Source organism: Nocardia sp. NRRL S-836 (genome assembly GCF_001279525.1).
In the GTDB taxonomy this organism is placed as follows: Bacteria; Actinomycetota; Actinomycetes; order Mycobacteriales; family Pseudonocardiaceae; genus Lentzea.
In genome coordinates this window covers 52,319-78,149 of record NZ_LGDY01000092.1, presented here as the reverse complement: position 1 = coordinate 78,149, position 25,831 = coordinate 52,319, and the positions used below count along the sequence as shown (strand labels likewise).

The window sequence follows — 25,831 nt, the reverse complement described above, 5'->3', positions numbered from 1 at the left end:
CCATGTTGTTGTGCAGAACAGGAAGCCGATCCGAGGGAATGTGTCCGATGCGGAAGCCTGGTCAGCTGCCGAGCGCAGGCTCCGGCACGGACGCGTAGAGGCAGTCGAGCTTGTCGTCGTGATGGCGGCCGTGGCAGTTGATGCCACCCAAGCGGCGGTCAGGCATGGTGAGTTTGTTGCGGAGGAACTGCTCGTGGTCGTCCATGATCGGCTTCTTGAACGCTTCGTAGTGCGATCTCGCCTCGGCAAAGCCCTCGATTTCGGGGAAGCCCGCGGCGTCCCACAGCCTCAAGTACAGGCCGGCGCCGGCGGAGGTGAGCGGCGCCACCAGGCTCGTGTTGCGCAAGGCGCAGCAACCCTCGGCGGCGGTGCCGGGCCGCGTGTCCTCGCCCGCGGCGACGCGGTCGAGGATTTCGCGGCAGTGGGAGCGGTAGACCATCTCGCTGTTCATCCGCTCCAAGCCTGGATCAGGCTGAAGGAGCGAGAAGCTATGCCAGATCCGGTCGGCATGCCGGGGATGCCGGACCTGGGCGGCGGCGATCTCCTGCTCGGCCAAACCGATGCGCTCGAACGCGTCGGTCATGACGGCGAAGAATCCCCTGGCATCGTCGCCGAGCAGGTCGCCGACGGCGGTGATCAGGGCGGCGGGCAGGGACGTGGCGTCCAGCTCGGCGGCGAGGGGGGCGAGATCGACGGCGATGACTTCGCCGTCAAGGATGCTGTTCTCCGGCGCGTAGGCGGTGCGCGGGACGAGATTGGTCATGGTCATGGGCCTATCGGAGTGAAAGAGGACACGACGGACTGTGGTCGCCCGGTGGACCGATGTCCGGTGGGCAGCCGCTGCGTGGGGCGAAGGTGAGCCCGTTACGGGTGCGAAGGCGGAATCCGCTGGTGGTGGTTGCGTCACCGACGTAGCGGTTGTGCGCCTGGTGTGCGGTTCGAGAACGGCTGGGTCACCGATGGAAGGTGGGGAGCAACTCGGTGATGGGCGCATCGCAGTCGAAGGGGATGCAGGGGCATCCGCTGGTGCGGGCCAGTTCCATGATGAGGACCAGCTCCTCAGGTGACCCGCGTGGTGGCGCGAACGTGGCGATGTCCTGCTGCGGAACGTAGACGAGCCAGCCGTAGCCGGTGTCGTGGGCAATCACTACCTCGTAGGAGTCGAGCTGCTCACAGCTTTCCTCGGGGAGGTGATCGTTGGAGAGGTCGAGGAAGGCACGGAGTACGAGATCGGGATCGGGCTCTGCGGTCAGGGTCTACAGCTCCTCGTGGAATGCCGGTGCCCTGCCGTGTCGTCGCTGGTGATCAGGCGTGCCGGACTCGGCTGGTGGCGGAACGGCTGCTGGTACGGCGTTCGCGGCTGTTGTGCCGGCAGGACCTGGGCCCTTCCGGCACAGCAGCGGGATGCTGTCAGGCGGCTTTGTCGGATGGAGTCCAGCCGGGCGCGAGGTGGGGCCAGTGTTCGATGTCGAGATCGGGGTTGAGGACGACCTTCTCGATGTGCTCGGCCGGGTAGCCGAGCAGAGCCAGCAGCTCGAAGTAGAAGCGGGTGTCCTCGCTGGGTTCGCGCCACGAGCGGTCGGCGGTGTTCGTGAAGCTGGCGTTGTAGTGGCTCTCGCAGGCGCCGAGCACCATGGCGAGGCGGATGAGCGTGGCCTGGGTTGCCGACGTGGTCTTCTTGCGCAGGTGCACGGCGATCGGGTACGCGCTGCGCACGGAGCCCACGGACTGGTTCAGGCCGAGCAGGGTGCAGGCGTAGCTGTGCATGGGCGCGGCCTCGGCCAGGTAATGGCTGGCCTGCACCTCGGCGAGTGTGAGCCAGTTCTGCAGTCGCGCGGGCAGCGACTTGTCGTTACGGCTACGCCACCCCTTGAAGAAGACCTTCTCCAGCCACTTGCGGCGCTCGGCTTTCTGCTTCTTCCACTCCTTGTTGTTGACCTCGGCGCGCTTGTTCTCCGCGGCCTTCCACTGCCTCGACCGCGTGGTCTTAGAGCTGAACCCCTGCCGCAGGATGTGGCCGTGGGTGGTGTAGTCGGTGCAGACGAAGACGACCTCTGCCTTGTCGTTGAGCACGAAGTCCTCGACGTAGGCGGCGTGGCCTGGGCAGCCGGCGTGCTCGTCCTCGGTCAGGTGCTGCCCCGCGTTCCTGTCAGCCTGCAGCCCGCGCAAGGTGAGCGCGGTGGCGTCGTCGGAAGCGACCAGGCGGACACCGGCGGCCTGCAGCTCGGCCTTCGCTGCCTCGATCCTCACGTCCGCGATCATGCGGTGGCCGAACGCGGCGTAGTCCAGGCAGTATTCGGTCAGTTCGACGTCGAGGTCGCGGTCCACCTCGATCCCGACGGCACGGCCGGGGCAGGTGGCGTGCTGGTCCGCGTCGAGCGGAGTCATGTCATCGGCACCGCACAGTACGTGCACGGGCCCGGCGGTGTCGGGCAGGTCGTGGTCGTCGACGACCACGACGCCGTCTGCTCGCAGCCGCTGCGCTTCCTCAGCCTGCTTGGTCCGCTGGTTCTGCGCGGTGAGCTTGCTGCGCAGCTTCCACTCGAAGTTGTAGGGATGAGTGTTGAGGACCTCGACGAGCTCCGCGTGATCGGCCTCGTCGGTGATGTCGGCGAGCGCGGCCAGCAGCAGGATGTCGGTGTCGGGCATGGCCGCGCCCGCGGCGCGGACGCGCGGATTGGCGGCGACCTTCAACCCTGCCTGCACCCTCTCGACGGGATGGACCACCCTCTTGGAAATCGTCTCGGCGTCGAGGCCGAACAGCGTGAGTTCCCGGTAGATGCCGGCCTGCTCGACACCGGTGAAGTCCTTGCGGTGGTCGTTCTCGTTGCTCTGCGCGACCAGGATCTCTGCCCTGGTGGTGCCGGGTTCGTGCACCACGATGTCGATCAGGAGCTCTGGGTTCTCACGCTTGCGGACCTCCACCGCGGCGGCGTGGCGGTGGAAACCTGCGATCACCTGCACGACGCCGGTTTCCAGGTCCGGAACGGTCATGATCAACGACGCCTTCGGGTCCATGCCGTTCGCGGCGATCGACTCGATCAGATCGGGCCGTTCCGCGCGAATATCGTGGATCTCGCGGAAGTTACCGGCCGCGCGCAAGCTGCGCGGGTCGACTTTGTGCCAGATGTACGGGTATTTGGTCTTCTTGTTGGTGACGTCCAGGGTCAGGAGGGCGATCTCGTCGCCGGCAGGCGCGATGTCGTGCTCGGTGTCATGGGTCGCGGTCATCGAGGGGCTCCGTTCGGGTGTTTCGGGCATGGGTGTGCCCTTGGGGTGAATTCGGGGGTTTGTTGATAGGAAAGGAAAAAAGGATGTCGCGGCCGGAACGGTGGATCGTCGGCCTGTGCGGTGCTGCGCACTGTGCAGGGCGTCCGCCGGGCTGGCGGCGAATTGCAACGTGCGCAGGCACCGAAATCCTTCGACTCGGTTACCGCCCAGAACGACAGACGCCCCTCGCACCTGGGGGGCGCGATGGGGCTCTGGGGTGCCGGGTGCGGCTGACTGCGGGGCAGGCGCTCAGGGTCAGGACGAGGACAGTCGGTAGAGGATCGTTTTGGTGATGCGGCTCTCCGGCGCCCAGTTCCAGCTTGGGTTGTTCGCCACAAGGTCCGCTTTGGACTGCTCGTCCAGGTCAGTCCCGTGGTGAGCGCGCGTGAAGCCTCGACCTGCGATGATCCAGTTGTCAGTGGTTCGCAGGACGATCCTGGACTTGTTGGCAGGATCCATAACCACGTGGTCCCACGTCCGGAAGTAGGTGTACTGGATGTAGAGGTTGGGTTCGGTGACGATGTCGGCGGCCGTGGCGGCGATCGCAGTTCTCCATGGCACTCCGAGCAGCGTCTGCTGCACGTCAGCTGGCTTGCCGGCCGGCTTCGCGGTCACTGATGGGCTGAGTACGACTTCGCCGGTCGCGTCACATTCGGCCGTGAAGGTGCCGAGATCCGGCACGTAGGAGCACGTCGTACCGGCGCCCCGCTCGTACGTCGGCGCGGCATACGCGGTGAAAGCGGCCTCGGGAGCCGCCTTCACCAGTGCCGACACCAGCGCGGGTACGGCATCGGACGGGAGCTCGCCGCGGAATCCGTCGCCCAGCTGCAACCACTGCCGCTGGTTTGCGTTGACGATTGCGGCGAGGCCGTGATCCTGGAGAACCTCGAGGACGGCTCGGACACGGTGCGGCGGGCACACGTACATAGTGACCTGGCCCTGGGGCAAATGGCCCATAAAAGGTGGCTCCTCTCAGCCGGTGAAGGCAAACCCCCAACGACCCTGTTCAACCCTTGCCGACTGGTCCGGCTGGGTCGTGCGTGCGGGCGGTGGGGGCGCACTCGTCCGGCACCACACCGACCGTTACTCGCCGCGCCGACCGTCCCGTTCTTGCCGCGCGGCGCGACCACCACTTAGCGGTAGACCATCTCGATGCAGGAGCCGTAGCGCAGGAACATCTCCGCCACTTGGAGGTCGCGCTTGCCCATGCCCATGCCCCACGCCAAGTCGTCGACGTAGATGACCGCGCGGGCTTGCAGGCACACGATCGTGCCGAGGGCGTTGATGCGGTACTCCGGTGACCAAGCGGTGATCGTGCCGTTCTGCCGCCGGTTCGTCGGCCCGTGGTACCAGACGATGTGGTCGCCGGGCCTGAAATGCTCGAAGTCGTCCACGACGTGGCGGTGCATCGCGACGACGCGGGTGATAGTCAACTCGACGTCGGCACCGCGGCGTACAACGGTGGCCTCCTTGCCGATGCTGGACCAGCGGACGGTGGCACGTCCGTGCAGGACGGCGCGATCCAGGACACCGCCGATACAGCCCTGAGTGAAGCCGTGACTGATCATGATGTTGGCGGCCCGTGCCGGGCTGATGGTGGTATCCACGTTGAGTGTCCTTTCGGGCTTGTCCGGTTCGTCTGCGGAAGGCGCGGCAGTTCTGTCAGATTTCAGGGGCCTGGTGGACGACGGGGGCCCACAGCCGGGAGATCGCGTCGGGCGAGGTCCAGTCGCGGAAGCGCTGGGAGCCCAGTTCCACAAGCGACTCGTTGGCCGAAGCAAGGTCGGGAGTGGCCTGACCGTCGTCGGGGCTGACGCTGCGGCGCAGCGTGCCCTCGCTCGTGATGTCGATCGTGAGTTGTCGGTGATGCGGAATCCAATGCGCGGCAAAGGACTCCAATTCCTCACCGGTGTCTTCGGGCATCGCAGCGATCGCGATTCGCCATGGAATGCCGAGCTTGGCGTCCCGCCCGTCGGCCGGTTCCTCGATCACTCCAGGATCTCGGACTGGCCGAAGAACGCCTCGGCGTAGTTGTCGCAGGGCGCAGCGACCAGACCGAGGCCGGGCCCGTACTAGCAGGCGGTGCCCGGTCCACCGATAGGTTCCTCGTCGACTGTGAACGCGATCTCGGGCGTGACCTTGCTCAAGTGCGTGGTCAGCGCGTGGCGTCACCGATCGAGAAGGTCCCTTCGGCGTTGTATGCCTCGCTCAAGGCCAGGGTGAGGCGGCCAGGCTGGTCGTCGCAGCCGACGGGGCCGTACCGCTTGAGGGCACCTCTCACCGTGCGGACGTGGTGCGGCGGGCAAGAGTGGATGATGTTGGATCCTGAGGTGCGGTTGCCCATGGCAGGCCGTCTCCTTCGTCGTGGTGGCAGGTAAGGGATTTCAGACGATGAGGCGGATCTGGGAGGCAGCCGCCCATGCGGCGGGGAACGCCGGGCCGGTCTTGGGCATCGCGGTGGCGGGCGCGATGGTGAGGAACTGCTCAGCAGTCGGCGCGCCGTAGGCGAGCTGTTGCTGGTCGCGGAGGCGCAGCCAGGCACGTGGGTGGGTGTCGTCGGGGAACGCCGGGTCGCCGATGGTCACCGCGGCGCCCGCGCAGCGGGCGCGTTGGTCCAGCCGGGCGCGCATGAGGCCAGGTTCGCCGACATCGAGGATGCGCACCGACCGTGAGTGGTTCGTCTTTCCGTCCGTGCGCGGTGACACTGCGCGGCGAACGTCATAGACTGCCCACGGCAGGCTGGCCAGCAACTCGGCGAACGCCGCGAGTACCGCGCCGGTGCCGACCGAGCTGCGCTGCGCGAGGGTGCCGCGGGCCCTTGATCAGGCCTTGTGTCGGGTTGAGGCAGGTCGCCGCGAACTCCATCGCCAACGCGAGAACGCCGGCATCCGGTTCGGCAATGAACCGGGCTACCGCTTCTGCTCGGCCTGCGGCATTGGTCAAGGCGAAAGGGCAGTTTCTGTCTGCAGTTGCCGTGTCTAGATGAGTCCATGTCCTGTTCGGACGGCGTGGAGTTCGTCTCCATCGAGTCTGGATTGGACGATCACGTGTCTCCTTTTCCGCAACGATTGTGTGCTGTAGCTCATACTTCGTTTGAGTGTCCCGATTGGCGGGGCAAGAGCTTGCTCGGCGGTCGGATTGCGCAGAAACGAACGGTGTCTGGTTGGCGGCCCAGCCAGTGCGCGAGGGCAAGTGCCATGCAGGCAGCGACGCGGCCGAAGGCGATTACAGGTGAGGCGACGGTGTAGAGCAGTCCGGCGATCGTGCTGGCCATGACGTTGCCGCCAGCATGGACGGTGACCAGCAGCCCGAACGCCGAGCTGCGGAGGTGTTCGGGCGCGAGGGCGGTGATGGCGACGTGTTCGGCGGTTTAGGCGCAGCAGATGCCGATCCCGGCAGTGACGAACGCGACCGCGATTAGCGCGATGGCTGGACCGGTGACGGCGAACAGCTCGTAGGACAGCATGAACATGGCGGCTCCGGCGGCGACCACGAGCAGTGGACCGTGCTTCCCGGGGTGATCGGAGACCGATGCGACATGAGAGTGCGACGACAGAGCCGTCGCAGCTGCGCTCATTTGATCTTCAAGTGGCGTCGAGAGCTTCACTCGCTTACGCGGCTGACCATTCGCTTCCAGTAGGCGAGGTCGCCGCGGGTGGTCAGGGTGTCCGGGTGGTCGGATCCCAGGACCCGCAACTGGTCGGTGAGCAGCTCCGCGAACGCGGCGGCGGCGCCGGCCGGATCCCCCGCCTCACCCCTCCAGTAGGCGAGGTCGCCGCGGATGATCAGGGTGTCCGGGTGGTCGGGCCCTAAGCGCTGTGTGGCGGTGGTGTGCAACAGGAGGAAGTGGTCTCGTGCCTCGGTAACCAGCCCGCCGTCGCCGAGGCTGTTCCCCGCGCGGAACAGCACGGCATGTCCGTCGGGCTTCCACAGGTGTTCACCGGCCACGTCGGCGAGGGTGTCGGTCTTGGCGCGCAGTACCTGTGCCAGTGTGGTATCGCGTTCGTTCTCCGGCCAGCTGTGCAGCAGTGCGTCCGCCGCCGCAGACGTCACTGTCGCGAACTGGTGTTCGGTCAAGGTGTCACGGGTGGCGCGTTGCACCAGCGCGTGAACTCGCACCGCCGCAGACGTCGTGTCCTGGTTCAGGGTGATCAGGTTGAGCCGGTGCAGGCACCTCAACCCATCACGTGCCCGCTCGGCGTCCACCTCTTTCCCTGTGCCCATCGTGAGCAGGCCGGTGATCGCCGGGGAGGTGAATAGGTAGGCGGGGATGCCGTTGGGATCGAGCACGCTGGCGACCTCCAGCAGCACCCCCGCAACGCCCACTGGCTCCAGCCGGTTGGCCTGCTCGACCGACAACGACCAGGTGGTGGCCACGGTGGCACGGTGCTCGTCCGGCAGCCCATCCGGCTCGGGTAGCAACGATGCCAGACTTCGGCGGCGGTTTGTCCAGCGGGCGTGGTACTCGGTGCAGGACAGGCCGCGGTCGAGCATGAACGCGGCGGCCTGCGCCAACGCCAGCGGCAGACACCCCAGCCCTGCAGCGAGCTCGGCCGCGCCGAACGTGAGGTGTGGCTGGTCTGCCAGCGCGGACCGCAGGTACGCCTCGGCTTCCTGCTCGGTGAACACGTCGACCTCGACCAGGCACCGGCCGTGCCCACGCAATGCGGCATCACGACGGCGGGTGGTCACCACTACCCGGCCGCCGGTCGCAGCAGGTGGCCACAATCCTCGAAGATCCGCGGGGTTCTGCACATCGTCGAGCACAATCAGCCACCGGACCGACGCCGCAGACAGCCATTTCAGAACGCGCCGTGCGCCATCCTCGGGATCGGAACCCTCGACACCGGTGAGGTCCGCGGCCAGGCGCGCGTAGCTGGACACGATCGCCTCGCGCGATCCCGCCGTCACCCACACCCACAACTCCACCTCACCCGCAGCCCACAACCGCTGGGCATAGTCCAACGCGACCTGCGTCTTGCCGACCCCGCCCAACCCCGACACCACACCGGTGTGCACAGCCGACTGACCGGTCAGCACCGCCGCGTCCCCACGTTCCAACGCCTGCGCCAGCAGACGTGTCGTCCCCTCACGGTTCTGAAACGCCGCCGCTCGAAGCGGCGCGACACCGGCCCGATAAGGAAAAGTCACAACCGGCCGGTGGCCCTGCTGGTGAAAATGCACACCGCCGTGGACCACGCCGGCTTGCACAACTGACCCAGACACATCCCCGTTTACACCGTTGTCGACGGTGACTCCGTCCTCCGGCACGTCCGGGCCGTCGCTCATCGATCCAGTATCCCGCCACCGACTCCCACACCCGACAGGAAACCCACACGCTAACCCGAACAGAGGAGCCGTCGAGCGCGGCCGCAACGCCTCCGGCACGCCACGTTCCTCAGCCGCCAACCGCACTCGTCAAAACGTCCGCTCTTCGGCAGATGAGTGTGTTCGACTGCTGGTCTCCACGCCGTTCCATACTGCGAAGAACAGGCAGGTCGCCGACGGCTTCCTGCGCCTAGGCGTGGGGAGCGTCGGCTCGTTCTTCGTTGAGGTCCATGTCATTGCGGGCAAACATCCGCCGACCTGCAGCGAGCACAGCCTGGTCTCCAGCGACCCACGCCCTACGCCGATGGCTGGTCCAGCAACCGGCGGACGCTATGCCGCGGATCCGCACGAAGAACTTCTCTGACCCGCTCGGCGGGCTCGCTGTGGTGCTCGCGGAGCGCGCCAGCAAGTGAGCGCCGAACTCGCTGGTCGGGATCGCGGGCCAGGAGTAGCCCAACGGTGGCGTCGGTGGGTGCGCTGCGCGGCCACGTGACGGCCGCGAGGCAACGAGTGGCCCAGTCCTGGTGTACTGCCAGCAGCGTCACATGTTGGAGCAACTTTTCGACGCCGAGGATCTGCAACGCGCGCACCGCGTGGTACACAGAGTTCTGTCCAGATCCCAGCAACCCAAGTGCGGATGTGCGTACGCGTATCTTCTGTTCCTCGGTGCGGGCGAGCGCTGCCGCCAAAAGCACGGCGTAAGGGCGGGTGTCGGTTATCGTCCCGGTCGTACGGTACATCCCGAGCGGATGGTTGCCGAGATCGACGACCAGGTCGGCGTGCGAGGGTTTCGGATCGCCGGCCCGAACGAGCGCTTCGGCAAAGAGGCCTTCGACGTCTTCCAGATCTGTCGACAAGTTGGCCGCGGCCAGGTAATAGTCGGCGCGGTTGCTGCCCGGTTCGTACGGCGATGCGGCTCGATCGAGCTGCGCCTGTACCAGCACGGCCCGTTCATCTGGCGGCAAGTGCCGGGCCAGCAGCGACTGCCGCACGGCCCCTATCCCCACACTCACAACCTCCGCGGTATTGCGCGAAGGCGCCTTCAGCTGCTCGGCGGCGGCGCGAGCGTCGGCGAGCTGAGCCTCCGACGGCTCGTCGGTGATCAGGGCGAGCAGCGAGCCGGCGAAACGGTTGTCCTGCGCGGCCAGCTCCGTCAGGCGATCGCGGACCAGGTCCGGGTGCCGGGTGACCAGGTCGCCGGCTTCTTCCTCGACCTTCTGAGCGACCCCAGACGTGGGTTCCGCGAGCAGGCCCAGTAGCTGGCCGACCGCTTCTTCGCGCAGCGAGGCGTGGGCGGTGGCGATCGCGACGCAGGCGCGGACGTGGTCGTCATCGGTGTGCCGGTACCGGTTCTTTCCACGCGGTACGTGAGGTCGGAGGTAGTCGAGCAACCGTGCGGCCCGCTCGACCGTGAGGCGACCAGCCAGCGCGGACGCGGTCTTCAGAGCGGCCAATGCCAACGACGGCGAGAAGAACGGCGTGTCCTGCAACTGACCGGTCCGTACATTGGTCAGGGCCTCAAGCGCGCTGTCGACCATCTCGTCGACGTCGTGGTCGGGTACCAGATCGGCCTGGGCCGCTAGCAGCCGGAAGGCCGACGCCGACGCCCAGTATGCTGGTGCAGTCAGCCAGGGCCGCACGTCCAGGTATCGGTCGCCGACTTCTTTGGCCAGCTCCTCGGCTGCGCTGGCTTGGCCAGCCGAAATCAGCAGAGTTGCCGCATGGTCGGGTTCATCGGCATGCCGATACGTGTTGGCGAGCAAGGTTTGCACGTAGTTGACTTCTCCCCAATAGCCCTGGGAGTGCGCAAAGCGCAGCCAGGCTCGCAGCCGTGGTGCGGCTACGTGAGGCTTGTCTTGGGCGATGGCCTGGAGAGCCCGAACCTCGATCCTTTGCGCCGGTGACGGGCCTGTTGCATCACCTGCCTGCCAGAGGCTTTTGACCAAGTTGGGAAAGTCGTCGAGATCCGCTGCCAGGCCGCGGTGTCGTGAGTGGAGGTTGCGACGCGAATGGACCCACTCGGCGGCGGCGTTGTTGCGGCCGTCCAGGCAAGCTTGCTCGATTGCCTCTTCCCAGGACTCGTCGGCCGCGGCGAAAGCACCGCGTTCGGCGTTGTGCATCGCGTAGCGAGCCAGGATAAGTGCCGCTGTGCCCCGGGCGACCCGGCGGCGGCGTGCCCGATCGAGCAGTTCCGTCCAGTCTCCGGTGGCGTCGGCGATCTCCGTGCGTATGCGGTGAATTAGCTCTTCCGCCTCCGGGCCGGCTCCGGACACCGCGTCGGCGCACCGATTCAGCAGATCCGCGTTCTCGCCTCTCCACGGGCTCTCGAAGTCGATGGCGGCGGTCTCGGCCGTCAGCAAGGCGAGCCGCGCGACTTCGTTCGGTGCCTGTTCTGTCCACGTTCCGGCGAATTCGACCGAGGGCAACCCGATCGGATGGCGCACGACCTGAATCGCAGCCTGAGCGATCGCATCGACTGCCAGGCCGCCAGCGGCTTCCCCCACGCGATGCAAAGACTGGGCGACCCCCTCGGCTTCGTCCCGGTCGTAGTTGTCTAGTGCATGCCAGAAGCGCCGGCTCAACAGCGTTGCGGCCTCTGCATGGTCGCCCGCGGCCGCCAGAAGTTCAGCCCGACGGCGGGTGAGGACTGCGGCGTGCGCACCGAAGCTCCCACCGGCCAGCAACGCTTCGGCGTGTTGCAGCTCCTGGGCCGCGCCGCGCGGGTCTTCCGCTTCCAGGCGGGCGGCTTCGTCGAGGTGCCGATCCGCGCCGACCGCCGCCGCAGGGCCTCGCATCAGTGCGTCCGCCATCCCGATCCGGTCGGCGGGCGGGGCGAGTACTACATGGGGTGGACCGGGATAACAAAACAATTCCGCTGTTGTATCGCCGAAGAACTCCGTGACGAGATCACGGCGGCCACGCAGCTCGTCACCGATGCTACGGCGATCCCAGAGTTCGATCTCAAGGCCGTGGTGCTCTCGGTTGAACCGGTACAGCTCGTTGATGATTTCCGTGCGGTCCACATGGCAACCTGCTGCGACGATCAACCGCTCGACCTCAAACGGCAGCTTGGACCGCTCGTCAAGGAATTTTGTCACCGCGTCGGTCAAGTCCTTCTTGGTAAATTCGATGTACTTCTTGCTCTGGATCGCCTCACCCATATCGTCGGCGTTCCGCCCGACGATGTCGATGCCGTACTGCGCCTGCCCCCGGGCCCCGTAGAGCTGCACCTGCCGCAGACCGCGGATCTCCCGCGCCATCCGCCGTAGGAGAAGCTCGAAGCTTTCCCAAGCCATCTCGTGAGTCGGCAGGTCGGCGAGCCGGGGGGCGAGCGTGGCAGGAGTGATCTCACCTGGTCGATCCATCACCGAAGTCTGCACCATCGGGTACCTCCGACGGGTACTGAAGCCCTTCCGAACTTGATGGCTCCCGTATCTGCTCATCGACATGACCGCACGTTCCGAAACACATCACAGTGACGAGCGGATAGAGGTGCGGCAGGAACGCTCCGACGGCTGCACCACTTACCCTGAGGGCTGCGAGCGGCGCAGCAGCCCTCAGCCCGCTCCGGCGTGTCGGCTTGCTTAGTGCAGAGAAGGGAGCGCAGGCGATCGCCGGCGGTCTGCGGGACGACAGCGCCGTCGAACATCTCGTTGGCGAGCGTCCAGGCGCCGACCAGGAGCAGCCGATCCGGCGCGCGGGTGTCAGAGAGAATGTCCACGCCGTCGGCCTGCCGGGGCCCGCGGCGGGCGACCTGGATGTAGCGCACCCCGGCTGCGGCCATACGCGGCAACAGGTTTTCCGACCCTCGGAAATTGCAACAGACGCATGATCGCTGCGAGCGAACGCGCAGCACGCTGCATCGAGCCTAGAGCATCGCCGATCAATGGAAGCACGCCCCTGACGTGCACCTTTGGTGCGTATCGGTCATCTGATGCATGATACGTGCACTCAGCGGAGGGAGTGCGGTGGTCGATCGTGGAGAAGAGCCTTTGGGTTCGGCACGGTTGGAGCTGGTCGGCGGCGTCGCGCTGCTGCACCCCGAGGACGCTGTGCTGAAGGCGATGCTGTCGGGCCGGGCCAAGCAACAACTCGGTGGCCGGCGGCTGCTGCCGAAAACGATCAACGACCGCGAGAGCGTGATTCGCCGCCTGATTCTGTTCTGCGACAAGTACCCATGGCACTGGATGGCGTCCGATGTGGACGAGTTCATGGCGACTCTGATCGGCGAGGAGCGCAAGGCCAAGTCCACGATCCGCAGCTACCAGGTCGCGTTGCGGCAGTTCTGCAACTACATCACCTCACCGCACTACCGGTGGGTCGAGATCTGCGAGGAGCGCTTCGGTACTCATCCGACGCAGGTGTGTCACGAGTGAACACCGCCGCGCATCTGACGGACTACGAGGGCGACGCCAAGCGGCGTCCGATGACCCGCGAGGAGATCCAGAGGTTCTTCGACTTCGCCGACGGCCGGGTCGAGCGCGCGATCCAGCTCGGCCGCAAAGGCGCGTTGACCGCCTACCGCGACGCCAGGGTCTTCAAGGCGATCTATGGCTGGCGACTGCGCTGCACGGAGACGTCCAAGCTCGACACCATCGACTTCTATCGCAACCCGAAGGCCCCTGAGCTGGGCAGGTTCGGCTTGTTGCAGGTCCGCTACGGCAAGAGCACGAAGGGTTCGCCACCTCAGCGGCGCATGGTCGCGAGCGTGATGCCCTGGGCGGTCGAAGCGGTCGAGGACTACGTGGTCAACATCCGTCCCCGGTTCCCCGAAGGCGCGGATCGCCACGCGCTCTGGCTGACTGAGCGGGGCTCGCGGCTCCGGCCAGGTGACATCGAGGATCGGTTCGCTGCCTACCGCGACGAGCTCGGAATGGACGAGGAGCTGTCGCCGCACTGCCTGCGCCACTCCTACGTCACCCACCTTATCGAGGACGGCACCGATCTGAAGTTCGTGCAGGAGCAGGTCGGGCACCGCTACGCGTCGACGACCGCGATTTACACCGGCGTGAGCACCGACTTCATGAACACGATGATGCGCAAGGCGCTCGAACGGGCGCTGGACTCCCAGGAAGGGGCGCGATGACGGCCAAGCTGGACTACGAGTGGCATCTGCGGGAGATCATGGCGACCCGCGGCATGTTCTCCACCACGGATCTGCGGCCCCTGCTCGCTGAACGCGGCATCGACCTGTCGGCCAGCCAAATCTATCGGCTCGTGGTGGACAAACCGGAGCGGCTGAGCCTCAAGACGCTGGTCGCGCTGCTGGACATCCTCGGCTGCCGCATGGAGGAACTCGTCACCCCCGTCGCGGCGCGCACGAGCAAGCCGCGCAAGACCGCCGTCGGCGAGTCCACCGCCGGGGTCGGCGACTTCCGGCCCAAGCGGGCGAGGATCACGCCGACGTCGTGACGAACCCAGACTCGCGACAGCCGCGGTTTTTGACCGACCCGCACGAGGTCGTGGCGGAGATCGTCGCGGCCGCCGACCCCGGCCTCGACCCGGCGGTAATCGAGGAGGTCGTGCGCGGGATCACCGTCCACAAACCGCGGATGCGCAAGCTGGCCCACGCGCTGCACGACGACCCGGGCCTGCTCGTCTCCGGCAGACCGGAAGGCCCGAAGCTCGTCGCAGTGCTCATCGGCGCTCTGCTCGCGGTCGGGTCGACCCGCGTCACGCGGCCGCGCTGCGCCCACTGCGGCAAGCAGAATTCGCTCAACAGCCTGGCCACCGGCACCAAGGAGCGGATCTGCGGCTATTGCGCCATCCTGCAGCGCGAGGCGGTCTGCGGCTCCTGCGGCCGCAAGGCAGCGGTCGCCTATCGCGACCGCTGCGGCCGTCCGCTCTGCCAGGTCTGCCCTCCCGGCGACGGCGACGGCGATCCGGTCGACTCGATCACCGCCCAGCTCGACCGGCTGGACACCGGGCTCGACGGCGACCGCCTGGCCGAGCTGATCACCGCCACAGTCCCCATGCCCGCTCAGCGCCAGCACCTGGCCTGGGCACTCGAGGAGAACCCGGCGCCGCTGACCGGCGAGGGCGCTCGGGGCACACCGCGACTGCTCGCCCTGCTCGACTGCCTGGTCGAGCAGGGAGCCCGCGGGGTCACCATCCCGAGTTGCCTGTCCTGCGGAAAACGACGTCGCCTCAAATTTCAGCTCGACGGCCTGCGCTGCTGCCGCAACTGTTACGAGCGCGCACGGACCGAACCCTGCGGGCACTGCGGCGTCGCCAAACGCATCGCCACCCGCGGGCTGGACGGCCAGGCCGTCTGTCACACCTGCGTTCGCCGCGACCCTCTCAACTTCCAGCGCTGCAGCCGCTGCGGCCGGCAAGCGACCCCCGTGGTCAACAACAGCCGCGAGACCCTCTGCGCCTCCTGCTACCGGCCCCCGACCGCGACCTGCTCGGGCTGCGGGCAGGGCAAACCCTGTTACCGGGCGAGCACCGACGCACCGCTCTGCGAGAACTGCATGTCCAAGCTGCGGCCACCCGAGACCTGCACCCGCTGCGGCCGCGCCCGCTTGGTCAGTGTTCGCACCGCGGACGGAGGAGCGCTCTGCCACGCATGCGGCCGGCGCAAAGAAGAGTGCAGCCGATGCGGACGAGTGATGCACGTCAACGGCCGGACATCGGAAGGGGAAGCTCTGTGCGGAACCTGCTACGGCAGGCATCCGGTCTCCCTGCGCAACTGCATCCGCTGCGGAGGGTTCGAGCGGCTGCATCACCACGGCCTCTGCAGCAACTGCGCCGCCCGCCAGCAGCTGCACGACCTTCTCAGTGATGACGAGGGCGTCCTGTACCCCGCTCACGAACCCGTCTTCACCGCGCTGACCACCAGCCCCGCCAGCAGGATCCTGCTCTGGCTCTCGCACGCCGCTCCCCGCCGGATCCTGGCCGCGATTGGCCGCGAGCCCCAGCCGGTCACGCATGCGTTGCTCGACGGGCTCACCCCGCCCAAGTCCGCCAACCGGCTCCGAGCGGCACTCGTCGCCCAAGGCGTCCTGGCCGACCGCGACGAACGCCTCGCCGCGCTGGAACGCTGGCTCGGCCCGTTCCTCGATGACCAGCTTCCCGACGCCGCCGAGCGTCAGATCGTCCGCCGGTTCGTCACCTGGACGCACATGCGGCGCCTGCGCCGAGGCTTCCCCGAGCGCAGGACCACGTTCTCGCAGGCCGTCGTGGTCAAACGCGAGGTCCGCCTCGCCTGCCACCTGATCGCCTGGCTGCACGCCCGCGGCACCAGCCTCGCCGACTGCGACCAGGCCGACATTGATCAGTGGCTGGCCGACGGCAGCACCTACCGCCACGGAACACGCACGTTCGTCAGCTGGGCCGTCCGCCGCGGTCACGCCGGTGCCATCGAGGTCCCGGCTCGGTCGCAGGCCAACCTGCGCACGTCGTTCATCGACAGCGACGAGCGATGGTCCAAAGCCAAAGAGCTCCTGCACGACACGACTCTGGACCCCGTCGACCGCGTCGCCGGGCTGCTCCTGCTGCTCTTCGCACAGCCACTCACCCGCACCGCCACCATCACCCTCGACCTCGTGACACAGCGCGTCAGCGACCGGGCAGTGCTGCTTCACCTGGGAAACAAGCCGCTGGAACTGCCTCCGCCGCTCGACCAACTCGTCCTCGACCTCGTCGAACGCCGACACGGCCACGCCGTCATCGGCCGCACCCTCGACATGACCTGGCTGTTCCCCGGCGGAGCACCCGGCCAGCATCTCAGCGCCCGACAGATCATGCGACGCCTGAAAACACTGGGCATCCGAGCACGCCACGCCCGCAACACCGCCCTCATGGATCTGGCCGCCCAACTACCCGCATCAGTGCTCGCGGACCTGCTCAACCTGGATACGAGAACGGCGACACTCTGGAACCAGGCCGCCGGCAACACGCGTTCCGACTACGCGGCAGAACTTGCTCGACGAAACCAGCGGCGCTAGCCGATGCTTCGGCGCCACCGCGACCGCCAGACCCGTCTCCACCACGGATCTCGGTCGGCACCGGGCGGCTCGAGCGCACCGCCGGAAGCCGTTGAGGTCGGTTCGGTGTTCGACTCGATCTGGTCGGTCTCGAAGAGCCCGTCAGTCCACTGCTGAACGACCTCGACTGGCACATCGGTCAGCCGCGCTGACCTCACAACACGCTTCGCGATCAAGCGCCGCGTCCGCGCGTCGACCAGCCGCGGATCCATCGTCGATCGGTACGAGCACACACCCAAGATGATGTCGCGCACTGCATGGATCACTGCGATAGCAACGAAAAACCACCCCGACACGCCAGACTCCGCAAGCCTGACGAGAACAACCTGCCACTCCACCGCGCTCGGCTCCTACGAACTCCAGCTGGAGGACGGTGCGCGAAACCACCACGACGACCGGCTCTCCAAACGATGACCAGGAAAGGTCATCCGGAGAGCTCGCGCGTTACGCCGCGGCGACCAACTCCCCGTCGATGACCTGAGTTGAGGCCATCCGACGAGCGTTCGGACCACGAGGCACTCGGGCCAAGAGCAACACAACTCCGGCCGAAGGCATCTCAGAACACGCAGCCGAAGATCGAGACGTCAGCCGAGCGCACTCCGCTGCCAATTGCCTGGCGGCGCTGGATCGCCGACCCAGCTTGATCAGTCGCCGCAAGAACGCCTTCAAGACGGCTTGCGACTCCAACAGCGGCGCAAGCCACCCAGGCAGCCCGGCCAGCTCCAGCGGCGCCCCGAGCCGCGCGTCCAGCTGGGCGAGCAGCTCTTCCCGTCCCACAAAGTCGGCCCGTCGGCGGGGAACCTGCCCCCAAATGACGGGCGGCTCTTCCCGCGCTTTAGTGGCCGCAGGGGCCTGTTCATCAAGCTCATCGGTCGCGAGGGCGATGCGACCCTCATCGAGCGCCCTGTTCAGCTCCTCGGCCATCAAGGCACGAACATGACGAGGCCCAAGCCCCGATGCAGCTACGGAGTCGTTGACGAGACCGCGCAGCTCAAGGTCAACAAGGATGTCAACGTCGTCGGACGCGGACGAGAGAGGCACCGACCGCTCGATGCTTCCACGCGCAATGCCAGGCTTTGGCAGGGGCATGCGCTCGATCACGTCACGCACCGCAACCAGCAACTCGGCAGACGGTTTCTGATCAAGATCAGCAGCATCCGGAGAACAGTCCAGGTCCAGCTCGACGTGCTCGGCGCGCACCGAAACCACCTGCTCGTGGACTCGGCTGCCATGCACAGCTCCAGTATGCCAGCAGCAGCAGGATCGAGGAATTCAGGATGTCCTGTTAACCGGGATTACCAATATCGACGAGCAGGCGCGTCGCCGGCCATTCCTGGCCGGTCATCGCGGTCACCACCGCGAGCTCGTTGAGTGCGAAGTCGCGGCTGAGCGGCTCGCTGAGCCAGCGTGCCAGAATTGCGCTCGAGTCGCAGCCGAGGCCGAACCCGAGCACTACTCGCGGAGGAGGTTCGCCGCGCACCGAGATCAGCGGCCGCGCGGCGGGCGGCGGACGCACCAAACCAAGGGCGGTCTGCGCCTGGTGAACGGCTTTCCGGGCGAGATCCTCGGGCACGCGATCACCGAGCGGCTGTTGCAGCGGTTGAAGCACGGCTCCCGTCGGAGCAACGACGTGGCTGAGAATGCTGGGATCAATCGTCGACGGGCTCATGGGGTCTCTCTCATAACTCGGTTACAGGTGAGCACGACGGGACTGGTTGACCTCGTGCGGAAGGCTGGACGCCACGAAGGCCCGGTGCTGGTTGGGAGAACCGACGCCGGGCCTTCGAGTCGCGGTGTGAGGCAGGAGAGGCTGTCAGCAGCTGGCCCAGCCGAAGAACGGCCAGCCTGTCACCTGAGGTGATCCGGGAGTAGCGCCAGGGGCGTCGCTCTGTTGGACGGCGACGCCGGCGCTGCCGCTTGCGATTGCCAAAAGGGCTTGTCGAGTCGGCGGTCGCAGGAATCGTCGCGGTCACATCGGTCGCTTCATGGCGCACGGCGATAGCCCCGGCGGGCCCCACTTGTCAGCGATCCGCTCGTCGTTGATGTTGAGCAGTTCGGCAGCAAGCGCCTCGGCGTCGCTTGGGGGCGCGATACGTCGTCGATGGCGACGTAGGAGTTCTTCTCAGCGATGGTGCCGGTGTAGGCGCGGTGGCCGTATTCGTACTGGGCGTCCTCCATGGCCCCCCGGAGCGCGGTGGCGATGTCCGCGCCCTCGCCGTATGTGATGAAAGTACTTGCGCCCATGGGCGATTCTCTCCTGGAGTTGTTGAACAAGCGGCAACCCGCGGTGCTTGCCGGGGGGCAGGGCGGGAGGATTTGCTGCTGCGGCCCCGCGTTCGACGGAGCGCGCTCGTTCGGCGCCGGCAACGAGAGGGGTCAAGCGTGTCCGGGATGTTCAAGGGCAGGCTTGACACCTGACCGTCGGTGGCGCAGCGTCTGCGCGTCCCGCCGGATGCGGGATGTGGTGATATGCAGGGAGAAACGCAGTGGCAGATCGACGGGAGCACCGTTGTGGGGCACGACGGGCTGGTGCGCGGCACGCCGGAATGTGGTCGCGCACGACTTACTGCCTTGTGTGATCGGGACGGGGCGCAGGTGGCGCTGGTCAGGCCGAAGGAGAGCGGCGGACAACGGTCATCGAGAACTCCTCCTTCGGGAACCAGTACCAGCGAGGATGTGCTTTGAGGACTTGTCGCCTGGTGGCGGCATCAAGCGGGATCCAGGTGTTGACGCAGGAGAAGCCCCAGCTGGTGAGGGTTTCGCTGGGATCGGTGGTGCCGACATAGAAGGGCTTGTCGTCACGCCGCCCTTCGAAGTCGACCGTGATCGTGTCGTCGCCGGCGTTCCAGTACGCGCTGTAGAAGTCCGGTGCGAGAACGAGGCCTGCGGCCATCTTGCTGACTGCTGTGCGCCATGGCAGACCCAAGGCCCTGCGGCGCGCGGTTGCCGGCTCGGTGAGAACCTTTCGCAACACCGATTGTCGAAGCAGCGGTTCGCCCAGCTTGTCGCAGTGCGCGTCGAAGATGCCCAACTCCGGCACGTACGTGAACGTCCAGCCCACCCCGTCGTAGGCGGGCACCTCATAGATTGTGAACGAGGCCTCCGGTGCGGCCTGAATCACAAGTTCCGTCACCGTTTCCGTGTCCCCGCAGACGAATTCGCCGGGTGAGAAGTACTCGGTGCCGAGGTGTATGTATCCGCTGGCCTCGCCTACCTCACCCCACAAGCCGTAGTCGTTCATGATGGTGCGCACCGCAGACACTCGGTCCGGCGGACACGAGTGGATGGTGAGCGAAGCAAGCGTGTGGTCGGGCACGGCGGTGTGATCCTTTCGAACAGGACAAAGGCCCGGTCCCTGGTTCGTCCTGAACCGGGCCGGGCCTTCCTCGATGGGCGATCAGGGATTGTTTGGGCGCAGTACTCGCACAACCTGTGGGCGTTGGTGCGCCAGGACACGTGGTTTCGTCGATTGGCATACACTCGGCCGTCCGCAGGAAACGCGTCCCACGAGCGCAGTCCAGGCGACAGGGAGCACCTGGCGGGCTGGCGAGCACGCTGGTGGGTGCGACAGTGAGTGCTCGGCGGTCGGTATGCCGTTGACGAGTTGAGGGAGTCCGCGTCTCGACCGGTCAGCTTGCAGCCCGAGTTGGCTCGACCTCCCATCGGAACTCGTGTTTCCAGCCGGCCGGCACCGAGGAAGCAGGGGAACTGAGAGCCATCGTCAGTGATGGCCATCCATGCGAAGTTCCGACCGGTCGAATTCAGGCACAGGAACCGTGAGGCTTCCAGCCCGTTATGGAAACGCAACAGGCGGTTAAACCAGGTCGTCGTACCGACCACGATGTCCTTCACGCGCTGGCGCACTTCTGCTCGCTTGGTGGGCCGGTGGTGGCTCTTCGCACGCACTGCAGCGCGTGGTCATTGGTTACGGGGCTGAGTGCGTTGAGCATCTTGGTCGATGACAAGCGTGAGGACACCAGCCATGGCGGCTCGCTAACCGAGGTGCGCACCGCGATCGACCGGTCTCCCCCGCGCCGTGGTCCACGTGGACTGGGCGGGGGCAGTGTCGTCATCTTGCCCGGCTCGCGGCCGGCGCGATCACTCGAGTAGCTGTAGCTCGCGGTTGAAGGCCTTGCGGCAGACGGGGTCATTCAGAGTGGGTCGCGTCGGAGCACTAGGAGCAGGTGCTGCCGTTGCAGATCTCGCCGCACCCGTCGCTGGTGTCGCACGCCATGGTCACGAGTCTGGTGGTGGCCTCCACCACCGTCATGTCCGGCTCGAACTCGCTGTCATCGACGATTCCCTGGCTCTGCACGGACTCCGTAGCCGTGATCACTGCTGTCGACATTCGTCTGCCCTCCTTGTTCTCCGGTTACTGCTGGGCTTCCTGGTCTTCGGCGACGTTCGCCGCGGACGGCCAGGTGATCGTGGCGATCCCGTGCCTCTTGGGCAGCACGGCCGTGTGCTCGCCGAAGTCGGGTAGGCGGGAGCCGGTCGGCCAGTAGGCGAACGCAGGATCGGCGTCGCGGCCGCGGTGGTCCCATGCCCGGATCTGCTCGACCATCGCAGTGGCGGCGTCCTGGCCGTGTGTTCCGTAGGCTTGGGCGCCGAACTCCCCCGCGCCGCCGCCAGGTACGGGGCGCACGGCCAGGTAGGCGAGCGAGTCGTGCTGCACGGAGGCGAAGGGGAACCAGCCTTTGCGTTCGGCGGCCATGTCGGTGCCCTCGTCCGCGGCAATCTTGCAGAAGCCGGGCAGGAACGCGGCGAGCCACAGGTGCAGGTCCGCAAACGACACGCCGTGCTTGATCGTGACGCCGGACCACACCTCGGCGCGCTCGGTCGCCAGTGCCCCGTCCAGCAGGCTCATGTCCTGCGGGACGTCCCCGTCGAAGCGCAGCGTGACCTGGTGGCCATTGCGGTCGGGCAGCAGGAACAGCCGGTCGTCGCGGGCGCCTGCGCCCCGCATCGGGACGAACCCGGCCACCTCGGCCGAGGTGCTCACCAGGTGGTCGCCCTCGCGGCGCAACGCGATGACGCGGGTGATCCCGTTCATCCGCAACGGAACGACGATCCTGCCGCCCTCCCCCAGGTGCGCAAGCCAGGCCGGCGCGAGGTCCCAGGCGCCGACCGTCACCAGGATCGCGTCCACCGGTGCATCCAGGCCCGGCAGGGGGTTCTCGACGTCGGCCTGCACGACGCTGACCCGGCCGCCGTAGCCGGTCGCGTCCAGCAGTTCGCGGGCACGATCGGTCACCTCCGGGTCGATGTCCACACTGACCACCCGGCCGTCCGGGCCGACGACCTCGGCCAGCAGGGCCGCGTTGAAACCGCCGGACCCGATCTCCAGCACGCTCATGCCCTCGTCGATCCCGGCCTGTTCGATCATCCGCGCCTGGATGTACGCGGCGCTGGTGGAGGAGATGACCACGCCGTCCGGGGCGTACTTGATCGCGACCGAGTTGTCGACGCTGTAGGTGACCTCCAGCGGCGTTCCCTGGGCGACGAACAGGTGCCGGGGCACCGTGCGAAAGGCCCGCTCCACCTCTGCGGACGTGATCTTTTTCTTGGCGATGAGCGTGTCCACCAAGGCGTTGCGGAACTCTGCGGCGGTGACGTCGTCGTGTCGGAGTGTGTTCACCTGATTACTCTTTCAGAGGATGTTTGCCGGTTTGTGGACCTGTTGACGGTGAGCCGCCCGGCACCGCCGCAGCCTCGGGCCTGAGTCGCACCCCTGGACATGACGCCCTCGGCACGCCTTCGGCACGACGGTCGACCGCCGACGGCGCAAGCGCACCGGAACGGTCAGCGAACTCACTGCGAGCCGCGGACCTCGCGGCTCGTAGTCCTGCGGCATGAGCAAGCACAGTCAGTGCGGTGTGTGGCTGTGCGTCATGTGGTGCGGTTTCAGGCCGCGCGCACCCGCGGCCGGTCGATTCGCCAGCCCGGCACATCGGCCGGTGACGGCGTCGCGGATCGTGCTGTCGCGCAGATGGCTCGGCAGCGGTCACAGACGGGCCAGCCGCACCACGTGTACGGACCGACGGGCTGCGGCAACGCTTCGATGGTGACCATCGCGGCGCCGAGCACCAGGCGCCTTCCCCACAACCACAGCACATCAGGCACAGGCAGCACGGTGGCGAGCGAACTCGCGCGCAGGAAAGCCCATCGGCGGGCCCACTTATCAGTGGTCAGAACTGCGGGGGTAATCGTCGCGCCGAGCCTGAACAGTAGGGTGCGCGAAACGTACCCCGGACTGGAAGGCGCGGGCCATGCGCTTCACGTTGTTCTACGACGGCGACCTGCCTCCAGCCGGTTCCCGTTCCGATACCGCCGAGGCCAAGCACCAGATCCGCAAAGATCTACATCCTCAGATTAAAGAGGTGTGGACCACGTCAGGCCTCGAAGACGTGCCGGGACTCATCGATCCGTCCGCTGCCGGCGGTGGGCAGCACCTCACCACCGTGCGAGACACCCTGCGCGGCGCGTTCACGTTTGCCTCCGTCGTTCATCCCTACCTACACCTCCGGGCGAGCTTGAACATCCTCATGCTGCGCTCAGGGCCAGCCGGGCTACTCATCGACAGCGGTGACATCGACAATCGGCTCAAGACGCTCTTCGACGCACTGACCGTCCCCAGCGCCCAGCAAATTCCGAAGGGGTGGGCACCCAATCCTGACGAAGAGCCTCTGCACTGCTTGCTCGAGGACGACCGGCTGATCACCTCTGTCGCTGTCGAGACCGAACGACTCCTGGGGCAGCCCATCGCTGCCCCGCGTGCTGTGAGGTTGACGATCAGGGTCCACGTGTACGCAGCGAGGGCGTCTTATGACGCTCAGTCGTTCATCACTCCATAGAGGAGTCAAGTCATGCTGTATGCGGGGTGGGTGGAGCGATCGTAAGGCGATTCGTCGCGAGCACAGACGCTGCTGATGGGCTGGATCGAGCTCGCGGGCGGCCCGTAGTCATGCCGGATGAGCAGGCCGTGGCGAGCTGCTCGACTGGTACCACCCATGCGCCAGCGTCGTCGAAGGCGGCCGCATGACCATCGACCCCGGCAAGGTCCTCGACCACATCGCGTTGGCGATAGAACGCATCGAGCTCGACATCACCACGCCGATCAGGCTCGATGAGGACGTAGCCACCTTCCACGAGATCACAAGCCTGATCGACACCATGCACTTGGGCCCGACGATCGCGGCGCACGTGGTCGACACCGCCATGCGGATCCTGTCCTCCGGCCGCTACCCCGAGCAGCTGGTGCGCTTCCCGTTCCCCGAGCGTTTCGACCTGCGCGAGATGACCGGCATGAAGCTGAGCGACCAGCAGCACCAGATCGCCAAGAACATCTTCATCAAGCGCATCACCGGCGCCACCGACCTCACCGAGGACGACACCGCACAGGTGCGCGGTGCGATGCCGCAGGTATCTGCCGATGATCGCTCTGACGATAGGTTGCCGGTCAGGTGCTGCTGAAGGGCTTGTAGGGCATAACGTTCGGCTGGATGGGTGGTGCGACGAGGTTGTCCCCCGGCCAGAACGGTCCTTCCTCCAAGAACCGCTGGACGTGCCGGGTCATCTCGCCCAGTCGGTCGAGCCGATCGACCGGCCCCGCTTGGAAGCGGGACCCGTCCGCTTGCTGCAGTTGGTGGACGGTGTTCGGGCCGCTGCTCAGCAAAAGTGCGGTGAGCTGCGGCAGTCCCATCGACATCGCGTCGCAGCCCCGTTTCCGTGCAAGGTGCACTACCGCGTCGACGACCCCTTCCCAGTCCGCGACCTGCGGCCACATTCGGCCACCGTCCAGCTCGAAGGTCAGCGTGGACAGCGGAACCACGTCACCATCCGCGCGGGCGGGTGACTCGGTCAGGCATCGGTACATGCGGCCACCGTCCGGCTGCGGTACCGCCGGGTGCAGCAAGGTCATGGCGTGCACGATCGTGGCGTTGATCGGCACCGCGTGCTGCGGAGACTCGTAGGGCTCGTGCAGAGCGAGCAGGTACACGTCACGCACAGCCACGCGGTTCCCCTTGTTTGTCAGCGCCGTTGTCTTTGTCCGTCGGTCATGAGGCGGTCGCCCCGGACGCGTCGGTCATCCATCCTGGCGCATACAAGATGCGACCGATTACCCAGGGTGAGATAACGATGCGCGTAGCGGCTCACCTGCTGGGTTTCTACCCGACGGGCACATCATCGTCCGGGAGTCGCGGCACATCGACTCGCGCAGGCCGACGCCGGTCTACCCCTGAGCTCACGAGCAAGGGCCGTCAGGTCGAGGCGTTGACGTAGGGCGTGCGGCGGTACGTGCGCTGTGAGGTGTTCGTGCTTGTGGACCGCGCGAACACTTCAGCGTGATCGGCAGCGTCTTGGGCCGTCGAGCTGGAGCCGCTGGCCCACGACGGCTTGGCAGGTGCGAACCTGGGTCTCCTCGTCCAGAGCGCGGTGTCCATGCCGGCCGGAACACCGGGCATCATGCCCAGGGTTCTGCCTTTGAGTTCTCCTGGGTGGACACTCGGTGATCGTTGTACTTCACCGTAATGGTGGCGCCTCGACGCCAGGACGCAGGTGTGCCCGGCGGATGCGAGTCCGCCGGGCACACCTCGTGTGGCGCTGCCGGTCTTACCAGCGGCCGGCGGCGATGCGCGGCGGCAGCCAGTAGACCTCGGCCCAGACGCCGTGGTCGTTCGCGGAGCCCCAGCCCTTGGCCCACTCGACGAGCAGGTTGCCGGCCGCGGTGCACAGCCAGCCGGGGAGCCTGAGCTGGCAGGCGCGGACGCCGGCCCAGACCGCGCCGTTCACGATGTCGGCGTAGGAGGCGATGATCCAGAAGTGGTCACCGGTGATGCCGGTCGCCAGTTCGGTGCGGATCTCGCCGTCCTTGGCGGGTTCCGGGGCGGCGACGCCGACGCCCGCGACCCCGGCGAACGCCTCCTGCAGCTCGGTGACGACTCGCTGGCGTCCTTCCTCGGTGGAGACGAGGCGCTCCCACTGCGCCTGTTCCTGGGCGGTCAGCTGGATCGCTGCCGCCGGTGCGTGCTCGACGGGAGCCTTGGTGGGAGCCGCGTTGGCCATGGGGGCCAGCCCGGACAAGGCCGCCGTGGCCACCAAGGCGGCGGCAACGGCACGGAGGTAGGTCTTCACGATCTCTCCCAGACTGTGTGGCGTCGCCCTCCGGGCCGTTCCCGTCAGCGGCGGGTGGTCTCCGGTGGTGCGACGGTCGGGGGCTGGTGACCTCGACTGATGTAGACGAT

24 protein-coding genes and 1 pseudogene are annotated in these 25,831 nt (G+C 66.8%); 5 read left to right on the top strand and 20 right to left on the bottom strand.

Annotated features, from left to right (window positions below):
- Positions 1-61: 61 nt before the first annotated feature.
- From ADL03_RS15050 to ADL03_RS15005, 11 genes are all read right to left on the bottom strand, one after another.
- On the bottom strand, positions 62-763 hold the full coding sequence (locus ADL03_RS15050) for a hypothetical protein (protein WP_157528656.1): 702 nt from the start codon (positions 761-763) through the stop codon (positions 62-64).
- A gap of 190 nt (positions 764-953) precedes the next feature.
- The gene (locus tag ADL03_RS15045; RefSeq protein WP_053734069.1) at positions 954-1,148 is read right to left on the bottom strand and encodes a hypothetical protein; all 195 of its coding nucleotides are present in this window, start codon (positions 1,146-1,148) and stop codon (positions 954-956) included.
- A 262-nt stretch (positions 1,149-1,410) separates the two neighbouring features.
- Entirely contained in the window at positions 1,411-3,231 is a 1,821-nt protein-coding gene (locus tag ADL03_RS15040) for a ParB/RepB/Spo0J family partition protein (protein ID WP_053734068.1), read from the bottom strand.
- Between the two features lie 294 nt (positions 3,232-3,525).
- Positions 3,526-4,227 carry a hypothetical protein gene (locus ADL03_RS15035; protein WP_053734067.1) on the bottom strand — a complete coding sequence of 234 codons (702 nt, stop codon included), beginning with the start codon at positions 4,225-4,227 and terminating at the stop codon, positions 3,526-3,528.
- A gap of 176 nt (positions 4,228-4,403) precedes the next feature.
- Positions 4,404-4,877: a hypothetical protein gene (locus tag ADL03_RS15030; protein ID WP_053734066.1), complete on the bottom strand. Its 474-nt coding sequence runs from the start codon at positions 4,875-4,877 to the stop codon at positions 4,404-4,406.
- A gap of 55 nt (positions 4,878-4,932) precedes the next feature.
- The gene (locus tag ADL03_RS15025; RefSeq protein WP_053734065.1) at positions 4,933-5,262 is read right to left on the bottom strand and encodes a hypothetical protein; all 330 of its coding nucleotides are present in this window, start codon (positions 5,260-5,262) and stop codon (positions 4,933-4,935) included.
- A gap of 163 nt (positions 5,263-5,425) precedes the next feature.
- Positions 5,426-5,614, bottom strand: a complete 189-nt coding sequence (locus ADL03_RS15020) for a hypothetical protein (protein ID WP_053734064.1) — start codon at positions 5,612-5,614, stop codon at positions 5,426-5,428.
- Positions 5,615-5,654: 40 nt separating this feature from the next.
- The gene (locus ADL03_RS15015) at positions 5,655-5,900 is read right to left on the bottom strand and encodes a hypothetical protein (RefSeq protein WP_157528654.1); all 246 of its coding nucleotides are present in this window, start codon (positions 5,898-5,900) and stop codon (positions 5,655-5,657) included.
- A 740-nt stretch (positions 5,901-6,640) separates the two neighbouring features.
- Entirely contained in the window at positions 6,641-6,877 is a 237-nt protein-coding gene (locus ADL03_RS46950) for a hypothetical protein (protein WP_157528652.1), read from the bottom strand.
- Positions 6,874-8,559 (bottom strand): NB-ARC domain-containing protein, encoded by a 1,686-nt coding sequence (locus ADL03_RS15010; protein ID WP_082373159.1) that lies wholly within the window; start codon positions 8,557-8,559, stop codon positions 6,874-6,876. The genes ADL03_RS46950 and ADL03_RS15010 overlap by 4 nt, the downstream gene beginning before the upstream one ends.
- A gap of 335 nt (positions 8,560-8,894) precedes the next feature.
- Positions 8,895-11,981, bottom strand: coding sequence for a hypothetical protein (locus ADL03_RS15005; RefSeq protein WP_053734061.1), 3,087 nt, complete (start codon positions 11,979-11,981; stop codon positions 8,895-8,897).
- 681 nt (positions 11,982-12,662) lie between these two features.
- On the opposite strand from ADL03_RS15005, the pseudogene ADL03_RS15000 reads away from it, so the two are divergent.
- The 3 genes and pseudogenes from ADL03_RS15000 to ADL03_RS14990 all read left to right on the top strand — a co-directional run bounded on the left by ADL03_RS15000 (position 12,663) and on the right by ADL03_RS14990 (position 16,547).
- Positions 12,663-13,684, top strand: a pseudogene (locus ADL03_RS15000) (tyrosine-type recombinase/integrase).
- Positions 13,681-14,010 (top strand): helix-turn-helix transcriptional regulator, encoded by a 330-nt coding sequence (locus ADL03_RS14995; RefSeq protein ID WP_053734060.1) that lies wholly within the window; start codon positions 13,681-13,683, stop codon positions 14,008-14,010. The pseudogene ADL03_RS15000 and the gene ADL03_RS14995 overlap by 4 nt, the downstream one beginning before the upstream one ends.
- Positions 14,007-16,547, top strand: coding sequence for a hypothetical protein (locus ADL03_RS14990; protein WP_157528650.1), 2,541 nt, complete (start codon positions 14,007-14,009; stop codon positions 16,545-16,547). Before ADL03_RS14995 ends, ADL03_RS14990 begins: the two co-directional genes overlap by 4 nt.
- On the opposite strand, the gene ADL03_RS14985 is transcribed toward ADL03_RS14990, so the two are convergent.
- From ADL03_RS14985 to fxlM, 7 genes are all read right to left on the bottom strand, one after another.
- Positions 16,544-16,924, bottom strand: coding sequence for a hypothetical protein (locus ADL03_RS14985; RefSeq protein WP_157528648.1), 381 nt, complete (start codon positions 16,922-16,924; stop codon positions 16,544-16,546). The two genes, ADL03_RS14990 and ADL03_RS14985, sit on opposite strands and share 4 nt — an antisense overlap.
- A gap of 106 nt (positions 16,925-17,030) precedes the next feature.
- A complete protein-coding gene (locus tag ADL03_RS14980; RefSeq protein ID WP_157528646.1) occupies positions 17,031-17,786 on the bottom strand; it encodes a hypothetical protein in 756 nt (251 codons plus the stop codon).
- 85 nt (positions 17,787-17,871) lie between these two features.
- Positions 17,872-18,255, bottom strand: coding sequence for a hypothetical protein (locus ADL03_RS46945; protein WP_157528644.1), 384 nt, complete (start codon positions 18,253-18,255; stop codon positions 17,872-17,874).
- Between the two features lie 314 nt (positions 18,256-18,569).
- Positions 18,570-18,860: a hypothetical protein gene (locus tag ADL03_RS14975; RefSeq protein ID WP_157528642.1), complete on the bottom strand. Its 291-nt coding sequence runs from the start codon at positions 18,858-18,860 to the stop codon at positions 18,570-18,572.
- Between the two features lie 331 nt (positions 18,861-19,191).
- On the bottom strand, positions 19,192-19,902 hold the full coding sequence (locus ADL03_RS14970; protein WP_053734055.1) for a hypothetical protein: 711 nt from the start codon (positions 19,900-19,902) through the stop codon (positions 19,192-19,194).
- 858 nt (positions 19,903-20,760) lie between these two features.
- Complete coding sequence (gene fxlA / locus ADL03_RS46940) at positions 20,761-20,934, bottom strand: FxLD family lanthipeptide (protein WP_157528640.1); 174 nt, start codon at positions 20,932-20,934, stop codon at positions 20,761-20,763.
- Positions 20,935-20,958: 24 nt separating this feature from the next.
- The gene (gene fxlM, locus ADL03_RS14965; protein WP_053734054.1) at positions 20,959-22,224 is read right to left on the bottom strand and encodes a methyltransferase, FxLD system; all 1,266 of its coding nucleotides are present in this window, start codon (positions 22,222-22,224) and stop codon (positions 20,959-20,961) included.
- A gap of 631 nt (positions 22,225-22,855) precedes the next feature.
- Here fxlM and ADL03_RS14960 point away from each other — a divergent pair.
- Both ADL03_RS14960 and ADL03_RS14955 read left to right on the top strand, forming a co-directional pair.
- A complete protein-coding gene (locus tag ADL03_RS14960) occupies positions 22,856-23,440 on the top strand; it encodes a hypothetical protein (protein WP_053734053.1) in 585 nt (194 codons plus the stop codon).
- A gap of 184 nt (positions 23,441-23,624) precedes the next feature.
- Positions 23,625-24,059 (top strand): hypothetical protein, encoded by a 435-nt coding sequence (locus tag ADL03_RS14955; RefSeq protein WP_053734052.1) that lies wholly within the window; start codon positions 23,625-23,627, stop codon positions 24,057-24,059.
- Here the strand turns inward: ADL03_RS14955 and ADL03_RS14950 are convergent.
- The gene (locus ADL03_RS14950; protein ID WP_197288352.1) at positions 24,046-24,600 is read right to left on the bottom strand and encodes a hypothetical protein; all 555 of its coding nucleotides are present in this window, start codon (positions 24,598-24,600) and stop codon (positions 24,046-24,048) included. The genes ADL03_RS14955 and ADL03_RS14950 overlap by 14 nt on opposite strands.
- A gap of 599 nt (positions 24,601-25,199) precedes the next feature.
- Positions 25,200-25,721: a hypothetical protein gene (locus ADL03_RS14945; protein WP_053734051.1), complete on the bottom strand. Its 522-nt coding sequence runs from the start codon at positions 25,719-25,721 to the stop codon at positions 25,200-25,202.
- Positions 25,722-25,831 lie beyond the last annotated feature (110 nt).

What these genes read in the sequence shown, in the direction of transcription:
- ADL03_RS46945 (WP_157528644.1), bottom strand. Translation starts at nt 18,255, where the DNA reads ATGAGCCCGTCGACGATTGATCCCAGCATTCTCAGCCACGTCGTTGCT.
- ADL03_RS15035 (WP_053734067.1), bottom strand. Translation starts at nt 4,227, where the DNA reads ATGGGCCATTTGCCCCAGGGCCAGGTCACTATGTACGTGTGCCCGCCG.
- ADL03_RS15020 (WP_053734064.1), bottom strand. Translation starts at nt 5,614, where the DNA reads ATGGGCAACCGCACCTCAGGATCCAACATCATCCACTCTTGCCCGCCG.
- fxlA (WP_157528640.1), bottom strand. Translation starts at nt 20,934, where the DNA reads ATGTCGACAGCAGTGATCACGGCTACGGAGTCCGTGCAGAGCCAGGGA.
- ADL03_RS15005 (WP_053734061.1), bottom strand. Translation starts at nt 11,981, where the DNA reads ATGGTGCAGACTTCGGTGATGGATCGACCAGGTGAGATCACTCCTGCC.
- ADL03_RS14995 (WP_053734060.1), top strand. Translation starts at nt 13,681, where the DNA reads ATGACGGCCAAGCTGGACTACGAGTGGCATCTGCGGGAGATCATGGCG.
- ADL03_RS15050 (WP_157528656.1), bottom strand. Translation starts at nt 763, where the DNA reads ATGACCAATCTCGTCCCGCGCACCGCCTACGCGCCGGAGAACAGCATC.
- ADL03_RS14955 (WP_053734052.1), top strand. Translation starts at nt 23,625, where the DNA reads ATGACCATCGACCCCGGCAAGGTCCTCGACCACATCGCGTTGGCGATA.
- ADL03_RS15040 (WP_053734068.1), bottom strand. Translation starts at nt 3,231, where the DNA reads ATGACCGCGACCCATGACACCGAGCACGACATCGCGCCTGCCGGCGAC.
- ADL03_RS15010 (WP_082373159.1), bottom strand. Translation starts at nt 8,559, where the DNA reads ATGAGCGACGGCCCGGACGTGCCGGAGGACGGAGTCACCGTCGACAAC.
- ADL03_RS15015 (WP_157528654.1), bottom strand. Translation starts at nt 5,900, where the DNA reads ATGCGCGCCCGGCTGGACCAACGCGCCCGCTGCGCGGGCGCCGCGGTG.
- ADL03_RS14960 (WP_053734053.1), top strand. Translation starts at nt 22,856, where the DNA reads ATGCGCTTCACGTTGTTCTACGACGGCGACCTGCCTCCAGCCGGTTCC.